6 protein-coding genes are annotated in these 15,972 nt (G+C 52.8%); all 6 read right to left on the bottom strand.

Going from position 1 to position 15,972, the window contains the following annotated elements; all coding sequences use genetic code 11:
• Positions 1–17: 17 nt before the first annotated feature.
• The 6 genes from clbG to clbB are packed head-to-tail and all read right to left on the bottom strand — an operon-like array spanning position 18 to position 15,835.
• Positions 18–1,286: a colibactin biosynthesis acyltransferase ClbG gene (gene clbG / locus CKO_RS03775; protein ID WP_000159201.1), complete on the bottom strand. Its 1,269-nt coding sequence runs from the start codon at positions 1,284–1,286 to the stop codon at positions 18–20.
• Positions 1,283–2,413 (bottom strand): colibactin biosynthesis dehydrogenase ClbF, encoded by a 1,131-nt coding sequence (gene clbF / locus CKO_RS03770; RefSeq protein WP_000337350.1) that lies wholly within the window; start codon positions 2,411–2,413, stop codon positions 1,283–1,285. The genes clbG and clbF overlap by 4 nt, the downstream gene beginning before the upstream one ends.
• Before the next feature lie 3 nt (positions 2,414–2,416).
• The gene (gene clbE, locus CKO_RS03765; protein WP_001297917.1) at positions 2,417–2,665 is read right to left on the bottom strand and encodes a colibactin biosynthesis aminomalonyl-acyl carrier protein ClbE; all 249 of its coding nucleotides are present in this window, start codon (positions 2,663–2,665) and stop codon (positions 2,417–2,419) included.
• Positions 2,666–2,694: 29 nt separating this feature from the next.
• A complete protein-coding gene (gene clbD / locus CKO_RS03760) occupies positions 2,695–3,564 on the bottom strand; it encodes a colibactin biosynthesis dehydrogenase ClbD (protein WP_000982270.1) in 870 nt (289 codons plus the stop codon).
• A gap of 9 nt (positions 3,565–3,573) precedes the next feature.
• Positions 3,574–6,174, bottom strand: coding sequence for a colibactin polyketide synthase ClbC (gene clbC / locus CKO_RS03755; protein WP_001297908.1), 2,601 nt, complete (start codon positions 6,172–6,174; stop codon positions 3,574–3,576).
• Positions 6,175–6,214: 40 nt separating this feature from the next.
• The gene (gene clbB, locus CKO_RS03750) at positions 6,215–15,835 is read right to left on the bottom strand and encodes a colibactin hybrid non-ribosomal peptide synthetase/type I polyketide synthase ClbB (RefSeq protein ID WP_001518711.1); all 9,621 of its coding nucleotides are present in this window, start codon (positions 15,833–15,835) and stop codon (positions 6,215–6,217) included.
• Between the last annotated feature and the right edge of the window lie 137 nt (positions 15,836–15,972).

The raw sequence follows: 15,972 nt of genomic DNA, 5'->3' as shown, positions 1-15,972 counted from the left end.
TAAAATGGCGTGACGGGTTACGCCTGTCCGCCGTTGTCGGAAGCCAACCGCGCGTGGCAGGCGTCGATTTCTGCCTGACTACTGCCTTTGAGTTGAAATCCCTGTTCAAGAAGCTCATGCAAAAAAGCAATGTCCTCTTCGCTGGATGTGCCGCGCTGCTCAATCTGCTGGATGCGCTCAAAAAAACGACTGAGCAATTCTTTCAATTGCGCACTGGCAGCCACATCGGCGGCGCGGTGATGGCGTGTGGCTGTCAGGGCGTTAGTGAGCAGCGTGATGCGTTGGCGGCGCACGGCTTCCGGATCGGTCTTCACCGCCATGTTATCCCCCAGCACCAATGCTAGTTGCGCACGATCATGACGATTGTCAAATGCGTAAACTGGTGCTGGATAGCGATTCTCCAGCAGCAGGTTTTTCAGCACACTTTGCGGACCGATCTCTATCGCGATCGGTGACAAGTGTCCTGTCAGGTAGGTGAGAGAGCGCTGCCACTGCACTGGCTGAGAGAGCTGTTGTTCTAGCCACTGGACTGGCGTGACCGTATCGGGATAGGGTTGAGCGTTGACATTGGAGATCACTGGGCAGCACGGACGTCGCCATTCGCAGCGATCCAGCGCCTTGCGCAATTGCTGTCCGCAAGGTTTCAATAGTGGGCTGTGGTAAGGAACACCACCAATCAGCGGCACTACTTCGACTTGGCGATCATGATCCAGCAGGTATTGCTCGGCGGCGATAATGGCCGAGTTTTGTCCGGATAACATAAACTGTTGCGGCGAATTGAAGCAGGCAATACCGACCTGCTGTCGGGTTTCACGCTCCGCCACCTCGCACGCCGCTGCCACCAGTGCCTGATTCCCTTGCTTGATGATAGTGGTACTCGCGTCCATTTCGCGGGCGATCTCACTGGCTAAACGGCTACGCATCGCCACCAGCGCCAGTGCTTGGGAAAAGCTCAGCGCACCACTACAGGTCAGCGCAGCATATTCGCCCAAACTATGACCCAACATATAACGTAGGTTGACATGGACACCGGTTTGCGCCAAAAACTGCTGCCACGCGACAAAGTGGGCCACGCTGGTGGTATAGATAGCCAGCGCCATTGCCGTCGGCTCAGCAAGTTGTACCAAAGTACCCGACAGGCACAGCGCTGCCATGTCCCGTTCCGTGATCTGGCTAGCTTCATCAAACAGAGTACGCACCTGCGGATAACGCTCATACAGCCACCGTGCCATGCCTACATATTGCGAACCGGAGCCAGGGAACATCAGTGCGACATCCTTCGTCATGCTTCACTCCCCATCATGTAATTCATCGCAATTTGGATTTCATGAATTTGCGATGTCCCTTCGATGATTTCCATGATTTTGGCGTCGCGGTAGTAACGTTCGACGGCATAATCGGCATGGCAACCATTCGCACCGAGCAGTTGCACCGCCTTCCCGGCCACGTCCACCGCAGCTTTGGAAGCGACATACTTCGCCATCAGGATTTGGTTTATCATGGCCGGGTGCAGCGTTTCGCGGTATTCCGCCGCGCTGAAGCACATTAGTTGCGCACTGCGCGTTTGGGTCAGCATTGTGGCAAACAAGTGCTGAACAATGCCATGAGAAAATAACCGCCGCTTGAACTGTTTACGCTGGCGGATGTAGCGCGCTGCCACATCCACAGCGGCCCGACATAATCCTAGGCTGCCACAAGCGGTGGTGAACCGCCCTTCATTGAGCGCAAAATTCACCGCCAGCGGTACCCCAGGGGTGAGCGGACCGAGCAATGCATCCTCCTTCAGGCGGCAGTCATTAAAATGCAGCTCTGCCAACATATTGCCGCGTAACCCCAACATGTCGTTGAGTGGAGTGATAGTAAAGCCGTCGGTATTGCGATCGATAAGCACTGTCGCTAATTGATTACCACAGTGGATTAAAACAATAAAAAAATCAGCAATCTGCCCTAGCGTGATCCATTTCTTTTTCCCGTTCAGCCGCCAACCGTCGCCATCCTGCTGTAATTCTGTTTCCACGTTCACTAAGTCACTGCCGATATTCGGCTCTGTGAGGGCAATCGCGCCGATCAATTCCCCCGTTGCCAGCTTTGGCAAATAATGGGCTTTTTGCGCTGCGCTGCCCACGCGTTGCAGCAGCGTGCTGACCATGCCAGTCACTGTTATGAGATTTTCTAACGAACCGTGAACCCCAGCCATCACTTCATGCAAAGCGCACAGTTGATAAGAATCGTAACCTCGTCCGCCATATTTTTGGGGGATTGACGCACCTAAGTACCCGGCCTGCGCCACGCAAGAAATAATGTCTGGCACAATAAACTGCTGACGTTCAATATTCTGTGCAGCCAGGGCGAGATGTTGTTTGGCAAACAGGACTGCCTCTTGCTGAGCCAGCTCATAATTTTCAGTGCACATAGTTTACTCCAGGCCTGTTTGTCGCTGAATGAGCTCCACTATTTTATTGACGGTAGCAATCTGTTCTGTTTTCAACTCACTCACTTCCAGCTCAACCTGAAAATTTTTTTCTATAAACAGTATGATTTGCACAGTAAATAACGAATGGACAAGCCCGAGAGAAAAAATATCGTCATCATCGTTCAACGTATGCCCACGTAATGAGCGTGAAAGAAATTCCCGAATGGCGGCTTTCATATCTTGCTTTTTCATATTCATATCCCTATCTGGTTAACCCAGAATCACTGCTCGGCGTACGTCTGTTGATAGCGATAAAACCCCTGCCCTGATTTCACGCCCAAATACCCTGCATCGACCATTTTCTTTAATAAAAAGCTGGGGCGATACTTATCATCATTAAAACTTTCATATAGCACCTGCAACGATTGCAAAATCGTATCCAAGCCAATCAAATCGGCAGTTTGTAGTGGCCCCATCTTGTGCCCGAAGCAGGTTTTAAACAACGTATCGATATCCTCAGCACGGGCGATCTGCTCCTGCACCATAAATATGGCTTCGTTAACAAAAATCATCATGGCACGATTAGTGACAAAGCCCGGAGAATCATTGACCACGATGCCGGTTTTATTCAACTGAGCAAATAAGTGGTGAAATATGTTCAGTGTACGCTCTGCAGTATGTACACCACGGATTAATTCGACGGTGTGCATCAGCGGTACCGGGTTCATAAAATGGACGCCGACTACATTCTCCGGATGTCGCATTAATTTTGACAACGCAGTGATAGATATGGCGGACGTATTAACACCAAACACTGTCGACGCGCCGCAGATCGTATTCATCCGTGTGTATAGTGCATTTTTTTTCTCTATATCCTCAGTAATATTCTCAATCACCAAATCACATTCTACAATGTCGTCCAACTCAGTTGTGAAACGGATATTTTCCATTATCTCCGCTGTGCTATGCGTCTTTTTTTTATGCTGCGGGTGAAAATTATATAAGCGTAAGTTCGCTTCGATCATCTGTCGGCATTTATCCAACTGAGATTGAGAAATATCCACAACGTTAGTTGATATGCCGTATTGCGCCATGTTATGAGCGACGCCAGTTCCCATTACTCCTGCACCTATTACCGCCACGTTCATCATTGAGCTCCTTTACTGACAGGCTATTTCGAGGTTGTCTTCGCCCCCCAGTTGCGCCGCGATATGCGCGTAGATATTGCGCGGATTGGGGTTTTCCATCAGGGTCAAAAGATCGATATGTACGTTGAAATCGCGTTCTAAACGGGAGGTCAATTGCGTCACCAGCAGCGAATGCCCGCCTAATTCAAAAAAGTCGTCGTCCACCCCGACCGGCGATATTTCCAGCAACAGTTCCATCAGACCTGTGATATACTGCATACCCCGCGAGTGTGCGGCTACGAAAGGTACGCTTAACACGGGACGTGCCTGATAAGGGTGGTGCGTTTCGGGTCCTGCTTCGGGTTGGGTCTCCACACTACCCATTACCCGTCCAGGCAATGGGTAGTGGTTGTGTGCGAAGGGATATGCTGATGCGCTCCCGCGTTGCGGCAGCGGAGTGCCGTACCACACGGCCCAATCCACATTGATACCTGCACACCACAGTTGCGCCACGTAGCGCAATACATCAACGTCTTCTCTTATTTCCGGCGGCAGCCTAACCCAGTTGATACTGTGAACGCCCTCCCCCAGTTCTCGGGTATCTGCCAACAGCGCTTCACTCCAAAACCCTCTGTCGTTACGCTGTGCATCGGTGATGGGATTTCCTTGCCAAGCCAGCACGTAGCCGGGGATAGGTTCATGGCGCTCAGGAAGCCAGAGATGAAGCGCCTTTTGCTCCATTTCCCACAGCAAATGCAACACGTCTTGCGTCGCAATCATGCCACTGGCTGCAGCGGCAGGCAAAAGGCCTGTTCCAGCACCCGACAGCAGTGTTAATGTCGGTAGCAGGTTCATCCAGGTTTTTAGCGCGGCGATAGTCTGGCAGCCTCTGATTAGCAGGCTGCTGTTCGCTTGTGCCGCCCACGTTTCAGCGTGGCAATAAGCGGGTGGAATATTCATGCCGTCGAGTAATGCCGTCAGAGCAGTCGCTTCGCGTTGATAATGTGCCGAATGCGCCAGCCACTGTGCGTAAGTACAATCGTTCGTAGTACGTAGATCTGGACAGTGTAGGCCCCAAGGAGCGTCGGGCATTAGGTTATCCAGCGATGCCAGCATCGCTTGCGTACCATCGTTTTCCACTTGTATCACTCGGCGGCAATCAAACACGGGGCGCGCCACTTGTTGTGTGTAGGCTAGCGTTGACGCATCAAGGGTAGCCAGCAACGGGGTAAGCTGTTGCGTCAGCTCATCCAACTGCTCGAAAGACGGCGCGGAGAGAGGGATAAACACCGGTGCTCGCACTTGGTCATGGTCATCGCGCACCGCAGGATTCAGCCCTTCCAAAATCATATGCACATTAGTACCGCCAATGCCAAAAGAACTGACGCCAGCGCGGGGCGGCATCCGCGATGCGGGCCACTCCTGCGGCTGTATCGGGATATAAAACGGTGAATGCGCCAGATCCAGCTTCGAGTTAGGCATTTGATAGTTGGCGAGCGGCGGAATGGTCCGGTGATGAAGTACCAGCGCCGTCTTGATTAACCCAGCCACGCCCGCCGCCGCGTGGGTGTGGCCAATATTCGCCTTTACAGCCCCTAGTGCACAGTATTGGCGGTGTGAAGTATCGAACGCCTCCGTCAACGCAGCGAACTCGATAGGATCGCCAATACGGGTGCCGGTACCGTGGGTTTCAACGTAGCCGATGCTTTCTGGGCTTACTTCTGCCAGATGACAGGCCGCACAAATGACCGCCTTCTGTCCCTCATGACCAGGCGCGACAAAACCGATTTTTTGTTTACCGTCATTGTTGACCGCGCTACCCCGGATCACCGCATAGATGCGATCGCCCGCTGCCAGAGCATCTTCCAAACGCCGAAGCACAACCACACCCGCGCCATCGCCAAACAGGGTGCCAGAAGCCTGACTGTCAAAAGGACGGCAGTGGCCATCGGTGGAGTGGATCATGCCCTGTTGACAGAAGTAGCCTGACTTCTGCGGTAAATCGATAGTAATTCCACCCGCCAACGCCAGATCACATTCGCCAAACAACAAGCTGCGGCAAGCGATATGCGTTGCACTCAGAGAAGTCGAACAACTGGTGTAGAGACTATACACCGGACCGTTGAGATTGAGACTGTAGGCAATGAGATGTGCGAGCAGATCCTTATGACCATAGATGCCAGACTCAAAACGATTCAGCGCATCGCCGCCAATCTGTGACAGCGAACGCCGTAGCCAATCCACATCTTCTGACGCCCCCACGAATACCCCGGTGATCAGATCGCTGGTACGTTGGGCATAGCCTGCATCTTCCAGCGCATGGTAGGCAACTTCATGTAATACGCGGGATTTCGGATCCAGAGTCTGCGCCTCTTTGTGACTGTAACCGAAAAATGCAGCATCAAAGTCGCATATGCCCTCGATATAGGGCTTGGCCCGTACATAGGCCGGGTTGTCCAGAGTACTCTGTTCGACGCCTTCGGCCAGCAACTCCTCCTCGCTAAAGAAGGTGACGCACTCTTTACCCTGAACGATGTTATGCCAGAATTCGTGTAACGTCCGGGACTGCGGGAAACGGACCGCCATACCAATAATGGCGATTTCCATGCCGTTCATTTCGCTTGCGTATTCCATAAACTTCATTACCTTTCTTCAGGGCGAGGAGGCGCCCGGATTAATGCAAAGACGTGTGACTGCGCGCAGTATTTTTCGCAATTTGCAAAGCACGTTTTGCTATCTGATTCGCGCGCGTATTCGTCTGTACTGCAGGCTGTGGTGATGGCGCATTTGACTCGCCCTCCGGGGGCTGGCAAAACGTCGCCAGCTGGCGCACGGTGGCGTGGTTGTACAGCGACACCACGCTCACTTGCGGATAGTGACGCGCCATTTGCCCACTCAGTTGCACCATATCGAGTGAGGTTGCCCCTAATTCGGCATAGTTGTCGTCAATGCCTACTCTATCCAGACCCAGATACTCTTCCAGGATTTGGCAGAGCACGCGTTCCACTTCACGTGTCGCGGGGCTGTAAGGCACGCCAATTTCCGGACGGGGCCGCTTTTTCACTGTCTGCTGAGTAATCGTATCGTTAGCGGCAGACGGTACACCGCGATCCACCCGGTTGCCCCGCGCTAATCTATCGATCGCCCGAGGTGAGAGCAGCAGTTGCGCCCACGGACTGCGAGTGTTCAGTATCGGCCACAATTGGCGCATCACCTCGGCATTGCTCATGCTGAGCGCATAGCCGCCGAGGCGCCTTTCTGCTATCATGGCGTTCAGCCGGTCCATGCCTGCCGCAGTGCGATGCGTTACCACCACCTTGCCAATATGCTGCGGCGTGGTCAGGGTGGCGAAGGCGCGTGCAACCTCGGGCAATGGTACGGATTTGCATGGAAGGAGCGGTAGCGTGTTATCATCTATCCAAGCGACAATCTGTTGCAGGTAGCGACTAAACGCACCATGCGCCGCGTGAAAATTAATCGGAATAAAGGTGCCGCCTTGGGCGAAGAAACGCATCGGTAGCGCTTTGTCTTCCACAATGTCCTTGCTGCCCAGCTCAAGAAAACGGCCCAGCGGTGCCAGCAGCGCGAGGCTAGCGTCAAGCAGACGGCCTGTGAGGGAGTTAAGGATCACATCCATCCCCTGTCCGTCCGATGCGGTCAGCAGAGTGGCAGCGAACTGTTCGTCGTGTGAATCAGCTACGGCATGTACGCCTAGCGAAAGCAAGTAATCGCGTTTCTGCTCGCTACCTGCTGTGGCGAAAATCTGTGCTCCGCAGCGTTTGGCAATATGTAGCGCAGCCAAGCCAACGCCCCCCGCCGCACTGTGGATCAATACTCGTTCTCCGGGTTGCAAATTAGCGCGCACCACCAGTGCGTAATAGGCGGTGAGGTATGCGATAGGCAGCGCAGCCGCCTGTTCGATGCGACAATGGGCTGGTTTTCTCACTACGCAATCGCTTTCTACCCGTGCGTACTGGACAAAACCACCGTTTAGCACCGCCATAACATCCTCTCCCGGGGCAAATTCAGTGACATTTTTACCCACGCGAGTAATGCGTCCGGCGCACTCCAGTCCCAATTGCAGCGGAGCCTCACCCGGCTGCTGCCGGAGCAATCCCGTGGTGAACAGCACATCCTTAAAGTTCAGTCCGGTGGCCAGTACCTCAATCTCTACTTGTGAATCCCCCAGCGCTAAGCGCGGCGTAGGGCACAACGCTAGCTTTCCTGCCCCCTCCCCCTCAGCGGCCAGCCGCAGTTGGTAGTTATCGGCACTGGGCACGCGCAGTCGCGTGTCGTCATCGACATCTTGTATGTGGAGCTGTACCTTGCGCTTCACCATTGCCGCACAGCGGGCAACCATCTCGCCTGCCATGTCGTAGAGCGTGAAAGCGTAGCTGTCACCCTCCTCATCGTGCCGATTGACAGTCAGCGCCACATGTAAGGTGTTCGGCAACGGGCGGTACAGGCGTAAATCCTGATAAAGGAAAGGTACCGAATCAGTATGAAAACCAGGCAGTTGTTCGACAACACTGCTGGCGATGTCCAACAGCGCAGGGTGCAGTGCGATCGTATCATTAGCGGCAACGGTGGGCAGGGCCAGCGTTGCGAAAACCTGAGTCTGGGCGGTATTGCCATACAGTTGTTGTACGCTGTGCCAGCGCGGCCCATAGTGGAAGTGCGTGCTCGATAATTCCTTTGTTGGAGGAGTGATAGTGTGCATCTCGCGCATCAGCCCCGTGAGATCGCACACAACATTATCGTCTACCATCAGACGCGTCGCCCTGCCTCTGGCATGGGTTGTTAACGTGCCACTAAAGCGCTCCGTCATTGATTTCACCTCGACACTAACTCCTTGCCCGTTAGGTGAAATGTCAACAAAAACGTCAACACTGCAGTTGTCCATCACAGTCAACGGTGCCAAAAAGACCAATTCATCAATGCAGATTTGGTCTTGCACAAAGTAATGGCGCAGAGCTTCATACGCCAGCGCCAGATAGCCGGTTCCCGGCAGCGTGGCGATACCGGATATCCGGTGCTCATCCAGCAGCCAATCGGACTCGGGGGATAATCGCGCGTAGTAGCTGGTGTCAGCCCCTTGTTGTTTATAAGCCTGTAGCAACGTTCCCGTCATCAATGGGCGCAGTCCACGCAAGACATCGTATTCACTGCCGTTTATAGCATCCAACAACATGCCCTGCTCACGCAATGCATCCAACCCGATACTGAGCGCATTCACCTTGTAGCGGGTACGCAGTTGCTGTGCCAGTGCATCCAAATAGGCGCTGGCGGTAGCATAGCCTGTCTGGCCAATCTCCGCATTCACGGCAGCCAACGAGTTACAGAACAGCAGTAGCAGACGCTCATCCAGCAGATTCCGTTGCGCTAACGCATGCAGCACATTAGCAGTACCCCGTTCTTTCACCGTTAGCGTGTCGCGTAGCGCAGATTCGCTCAATTGATGCAGTGTCAATGTGGTGGTAGCGTCGGCAGCAAAAATCACGCCATCCAACCGTCCATAGCGTTCGAGCAGAGTTGCCAGACAAGCTCTAACCGCCTCCGCCTGCGTCACGTCGCAGTGGATAACGTCTAATGCGTCCTGCTGCACCGCTTCATGGTGATAACCTGTGCGGCTGCTCAGTACCACACGGACTCCCTCACGCTGAGCAAGCGCTTCGCCGATCATGCGGCCAATCCCCTTTTCACCGCCGATAATCCACAGTACGTTGCCCGGTATACACCCTGTTTGAGGGGGTAAGTGCGCCAACAGCCGTGTCGGGATAAAGCGTCGCAGGTAAAGCATCCCCTGCCTGAGCGCCATTACCGTTTCTTGTTTCGGGGCCAGACGCTGGGTTAGCAAGTTCAGATTCTCATCACTGCTCTGCGCATCGATATCGATCAATCGTACTTCGGTCGGGTGCAGCTCTTGGGCAAACACGTTTACTGCGCCCGACAACGCTGCCAGCGTCGGTTCGGGATTATCCTCTTCCTGTACGCGAAACGCACCATGGGTCAATACTGTTAAGGACGCCAGCGGCGTGGTGCTGTGCATACACCAGCGAGCAACACGATAAAGTCCCGAGAGCGACTGTGTCAACGATGATCCTGCCTCCGCACCGGGAGCATACAAGCAATGTAACTGTCGGTAGGTTTTGTGTGCTAAAAGTGCGCAGATGTCGTGGAAATGCGTCAGAATACGGTCATTATCCCACACGTCGTCCTCTGACGATATCGGCAGCGGCATTGTGATGCTGTCGACACCACTACTCATCAGCGTCTGCTGTAACTTGTCGCCGTCAGCACTAATAATGATGATCAATTCGCCCGGCGCATAGAACGCCTCCCGCAAGGATGTGTCGTGCATCCGCCACAGCACACGCTGGAGCCACTCATCTTGCGGACGGCGCAGAGGATTTGGATACTGGCGATAACCGGAAAGTGCAGCACCATAGCGATAGTAATAAGTCTGTTCGAAGGGGTAATCCGGCAATGGAATGTGCTTGCCGAGTGCCGTCTGGTTAAAGCGTCTCCAATCAATATTCTCCCCCCTGACCCACAGCGCCGCCAGCGTACGATGCAACATGTGCTCATCATCGATCGCCGCGTTGGCTTTGCGTAGCGTCAACAGGGTCGGCTGATCGCTGTATTGGTTATGTCCTTGAATAAAGGTAGAGAGCGTATTACCCGGCCCACATTCGATAAACAGCGTGGGTTGTACCAACAGTTGCGCCGCACCTTCGCTAAACAGCACCGCGTTGCGCACTTGCTGCACCCAGTAATCCGGCGAGGTAGCTTGCTCCTCAGTAATCCATGTACCGCTTACATTAGATATAAAGCGCTTGTGCGGCGCGTGCATCGGGATTTGCCCCAGCAACTGTGCAAAATCGTGCAGCATCGGCGTCATCATGGCCGAGTGGAATGCGTGAGAGGTTTTCAGGCGCCTGTGCTGTATCCCGCCCTCGACTAAGCGTGTGCTCAAACGGGAAATGGCCGCCTGCTCGCCCGCGACTACGCAAAAATGCGCGCTATTATTAGCTGCCAGTTCAATACCCCGTTCTGCAGCTAGCCATGGGGTCAACTGTTCGCGACTAAGGTAGACCGCCATCATGCTACCGGGACGCATGGACTGCATCAAACGTCCGCGCGCCTCAATGACGTGCAGCGCATCCTCAAGAGTAAATACGCCAGCAATACAGGCCGCAACATACTCGCCCAGACTGTGCCCGATCATACTGTCCGGCGTAATCCCCAGATCAATCAAGGTGCGCGCTAGGCTGTATTCGACACAGAACAACGCCGGTTGTGTGAACTGCGTTTGATCAATATCCCGCGTATCCTCATCGTCAAACAACAACGCCTTGAGATCGACCGTCGAATAGCGTTGGAATGCAGCAAAGCAGCGATCCATGTGCTGGCGAAACATGGGTTGATGAGCATAGAGCGCGCTGGCCATGCCGTGATATTGGCTACCTTGACCAGGAAACATGAAGCAGATCTCCGCTGTCGTGCGCTGACCATTGAAGATTTCCGCTTGCAATATCGTGGCACAGGAGAGATCGATTTTCGACCCACGACTCACCAAATAAGCCCGCCGATGGTCAAAGGCTGTGCGTCCAGTTTGCAATGTATAAGCCACATCCGGCAGGCGCACCCCTACTCCATGCTTGACATATTCCAGTGTGGAGGCCACGCGCAACTCTAACGCAGCGGGTGTTTTAGCGGAGAACAACAACAGATAGCTGTCGCGTACCCCCGTCGCTGAAGGGTCGTCCTCATGTTGATGTGCTTCTAGTGCGATGCTGGCATTGGTGCCGCCGATGCCGAAGGAGCTCACCAGTGCACGACGAGGACGCGTCGACGGCCACGGTTGGACTTGCTGGTTAACGTACAATGCAGAACGCGATAGATCTATAGCAGGATTGAGTTGGCGAAAGTGCGCTGTTGGTGGCAACACTTGATGATGCAGGGCGAGCGTTGTTTTGATGACGCCCGCCACTCCCGCAGCGGAGTTGAGGTGGCCAATATTACTTTTCAGCGCTGAAACCACACAAAACGGAACAGGTGTTGGGCCAAACACCTCATTAAGCGCACGTAACTCAATAGGATCACCCAGCACCGTACCGGTGCCGTGCGCTTCCACCAATCCGATACTGTCGCTATCAAAACCGGCACGGCGCAAACTGGTGCGGATTACCGTTGATTGCCCGATCACACTCGGCGCGGTATAGCCGATTTTGTTATTGCCATCATTATTGACCGCCGAACCTTTGATCACACCATAGATGCAGTCCCGATCCGCCAGCGCGTCGTCCAGACGTTTTAGCAGCAGCATTCCTAAGCCATCACCGGTGACTGTGCCAGAGGCTTGGCTATCGAAAGGACGACAGACACCATCTCGCGCATTGATCATGCCTTCATGATATTCATAGCCCCGGTACGCAGGCATCTCGATAGAAACGCCGCCCGCCAATGCCGCATCGCAATCCCGGTTACGTAGTGCGATGCAGGCCTGGTGGATAGCCACTGCCGAAGTGGAGCAGGCGGTGTCAAGCGTCACGGCAGGGCCGGTGAGGTTAAGCGCATGGGCAATCAATGCTGTGACGGAATGGATATTCAGGATACTGGCCTTGTACAGGGCGGTAGAGTCGGTAGTGTCTTGCATTACCGCATTAAGCCAGTGGGGGGATGTCAGCAGTCCGGCATAAATGCCAATCGCACCAGTAAAGGTGGCAGGATCGCACCCAGCGTGTTCCAGAGTTTGCCAGCAGCACTGATGCAATAAGCGAATTTGCGGATCCATACATTCCGCCTCGTTGGGAGTATAACCAAAGAAATCCGCATCAAACCATTCGTGATCATCAACAATCCCTTTGGTTTTTATATAATTCGCTTGTTTAAGCGTGTCAGGTGTCACACCATGCGCGCGCAACTCTTCATCACTGAACAGTGTTAATCCCGATTCCCCTCCTACAACCAGCGTCCACAACGCTGCAATATTCGCCGCACCGGGGAAACGTCCCGCCATACCGACAATCGCCACCGGCATGTCGCTGTAGACAACAGCACGCGTTGGAATTGCATCCTCCGGCGATACGGCAGTATCGAGAAAATGTGCTAACGCCGTGAGCGTTGGGTACTTAAAGAGATCGGTAATATCAATCTCCAAGCCAAGTTGCCGCTTAATATCCCCTTTAACCCTGATGGTATCCAATGAGGTGCCACCGAGGGCGAAAAAGGAGGCATTGCTATCAATGTCTTGTCTATCAAGTACGCGTTGCCAGATAGCATGCAGCGCATGTTCCATGTCACTATGCACCTCTGATATCGTGGTGGACACGGCGTTGCACTGAGTTGCGGGCAGGAGATACCGCAACTGCGCCAAGTCGGCCTTGCCACTATGGCTTTTTGCAATCTCCGTCACCACCACCAAGGATTCCGGAATAGCGAATGGCGGCAATCTGTCAGCCAATTGCCCTCGAACTTCCACCTCATCATAGCTATCATTGACGCAGACCACTGCCGCAATATGCAGCGTTTCACGTACGCGGTAAGGAACCACTACCGCCTCGATAATGCCGGAGCACTCCAGCAGGCGCTGCTCGATCTCTCCGGTTTCAATTCGTTGTCCATTGATCTTAATTTGACCGTCTTTACGCCCAAAACAGTCAACACAGCCATCATCCAGCAACCGGGCATAATCGCCAGTTTTGTACATCATACCGCCGGGAATAAAAGGATCAGGGACAAAAACCGTCGCACTTAGCGCCGGGTTGTTCTGATAGCCGATGGCGACCCCCACTCCACCCGCCACTAGTTCACCGGTGGCACCGATAGGCAACAAATGCCCATGGAGATCGGTAATGTAGAGCGAGGTGCCCGGTACCGCGTATCCTATCGGGACTCGGGCGGGTTGCAACCCGTTGAAACGATATGCGGTGGTAAAAATAGTGTTTTCCGTCGGCCCATAACCGTTTGTCACCACCAGATGCGGGTATTTTTGCATCACGTCGTTGACATGCCACGCAGATACTGCTTCGCCGCCCACCGTAATGTGTTGTAACATACCGAAGAAATCGGCACCTTCTGCCACATAGGAGTTAAACAAGGATGAGGTAAACCAGGCGCGCGCCACCTGTTCATCAGCGATCGTGCGGCGAATGTGATTGATATCAAGTAATGCCTGTTTGCTGAGTAATACTAGTTTGCCGTGGTTGAGCAAGGTAGACCACATCTCAAACACCGAAACATCAAACTCAAATGGGCAGGTCAGCAGCGTTGTCTCACCGCTCTCCACCTTCAGCGGGCTGTCGCCTTGTATCAGGCGCAATAAACCGCGGTGCGCCACCGCGATACCTTTTGGCTTACCCGTCGACCCCGATGAATAAATCACATAAGCGCGAGAATCTGGTGTGATAACCGGAAATACCACCGAGGGCGCGACGGGAAATGCACAGAGGTCACTCTGCGCAACGTTTAATGCATCTAGCGGTTTGCCATGTACCAGCAACAGCGCCAAGCCGCTGTCATCAATAATTTCCTGCATCCTACCCACTGGGTAGTCGGGGCTGATGGGCACATAAGCAGCCCCGATCAACATGATGGCGATGATGGCAACCACGGTGTTTACCCGGCGTTCGCTAATTATGCCTACAGTATCGCCAACCATAACACCCTGCTGTACCAAATAAGCCGCGAGCTGCTCAGCTTGTGCTGCCAACTCCGAATAGGTCAACGCGCACAATTCATCAACCACTGCGACCTGTGCTGGCGAAGTCGCAGCAACTTGATGAAATTGTTCGATGACGTTGGATTGACTATCCCAATCCCGGCATGCCATGCGTTCCAGATAGGGTTGAAGTACCTGCGCCTGCTGGCATGGGGACAAGTTTACCAACGCAGCAATGGGGCGCTGCGGATTGTCCACCAGTTGTTCAAGCAGATAACTCAGGTGCATCAGCAACGCTTGCGCCATGTTGTTGGTCAGGTAGTTAAGGGCATATGCAATACTGAAACGGAATCCCTTCTGTTGAGTGATGGTCAAGGTCAGCGGATAGTGCGTTTGTTCATGTACACTGAGATGGCGAATTGCCACGGGCGACGCGCATGACAATAATGTCATATCAACGGGATAATTCTCCAACACCACTAAGGTATTAAAAAGATCCCCAGCATGACCTTCTTTATGTACCAACCGTTGTATGCTGGCTAAGGCATCATGTTCATTGCTGTAGTGAGCTATTAGTGTTTGGTGCATACGTTGTAAGTGTTGCAACAGTGTCGCCCCATCATCACGCAGACGCAGCGGCAACGTGTTAATAAATAGCCCTAGTGTTTCTTCTATACCATCAATTGGTATATTTCGCCCTGATATTGTCGCGCCGAATAACACATCGTCAGCATAGCACCAACGTTGTAGCAGGATGCCCCAGGCCACATAGAAGATTACTGCGGGGGTGATACGATAATCGCTGCATAGCGTCTGTATTTTCTGACACACATCCGGAGACAAATTGATCTCCACATGATTTGTTTGATTAACGTAAGAATTGTTCTCGGCTTCAGTATCTGTGTGATATTGTGACAGCGGCACGATACAAGTTGGTGTTCCCTCCCGAAGATATGCAGCCCAATAGTCGTGCTGAAAGGTGTGACGTCGGGCCGACAGTGTGTCTACAAGGGGTTTCAGAGATGAGGGGATAATGGCGCTATCATCCCTCACACCACTGACCACAGCCGCTCCATAGAGTTGGAGCAACTGTTTAATGAAAAGGGATAAGCTCCAGCCATCCATCACAATATGATGGTATGATAGTATAAAAGCACTTTCTTTCGTTGACTGAATAAGGTAGGCCCGGACTGGGATCGTTTTCAAGGAAAATGGGTATTTTAAATCAGCCTGTAGCAGTTGAGGAATTATAGCATCAATACCGTCATCCTGCGGGACAGGAATGATAATGTCATCATTAGCTAGTAGAAAACGTATTTCCTCTTGCTCACAGTCTAACACATATATATCCGGCAACACATCGGTCTTCACCACCTGACAAGGGCGCTCATCAATCTCCCAGTTATAATCAGTGCGAAAACACTCATGCTTTCGAAATAACGTTTCCAGCGCCCACTTGAAGTGGGCGCTATCTACATGCTGAGAAAAAATGCATGTAAAATGCTCATGGTAGTTACTCCTTTTCTTATCCTTTAAGGAATGGAATAAAAACCCCTGTTGACTTGGTGTTAGCGGTAACTGCTTACGCGTGTCCATCTTATTACATGGAAAATCTCCAGAGGTATTATCCATAACCATCACCTTATTATCGGATTTATAGATTATTTAACATGATTATTCTAAATGGCACACCTATCCGCAAGTATAGTTTTTTATTGCGTATTCATATAATCATATTGCATTTTATCACTTACAGGAATACCCCCAAA

The organism is Citrobacter koseri ATCC BAA-895 (assembly GCF_000018045.1).
Lineage (GTDB): Bacteria > Pseudomonadota > Gammaproteobacteria > Enterobacterales > Enterobacteriaceae > Citrobacter_B > Citrobacter_B koseri.
This window is presented reverse-complemented; position numbering and strand designations above follow the sequence as displayed.

Excerpts from the sequence above, each read along its gene's own strand:
- clbG (WP_000159201.1), bottom strand. The coding sequence starts at position 1,286 with ATGACGAAGGATGTCGCACTGATGTTCCCTGGCTCCGGTTCGCAATAT.
- clbF (WP_000337350.1), bottom strand. The coding sequence starts at position 2,413 with ATGTGCACTGAAAATTATGAGCTGGCTCAGCAAGAGGCAGTCCTGTTT.
- clbE (WP_001297917.1), bottom strand. The coding sequence starts at position 2,665 with ATGAAAAAGCAAGATATGAAAGCCGCCATTCGGGAATTTCTTTCACGC.
- clbD (WP_000982270.1), bottom strand. The coding sequence starts at position 3,564 with ATGATGAACGTGGCGGTAATAGGTGCAGGAGTAATGGGAACTGGCGTC.
- clbC (WP_001297908.1), bottom strand. The coding sequence starts at position 6,174 with ATGGAATACGCAAGCGAAATGAACGGCATGGAAATCGCCATTATTGGT.
- clbB (WP_001518711.1), bottom strand. The coding sequence starts at position 15,835 with ATGGATAATACCTCTGGAGATTTTCCATGTAATAAGATGGACACGCGT.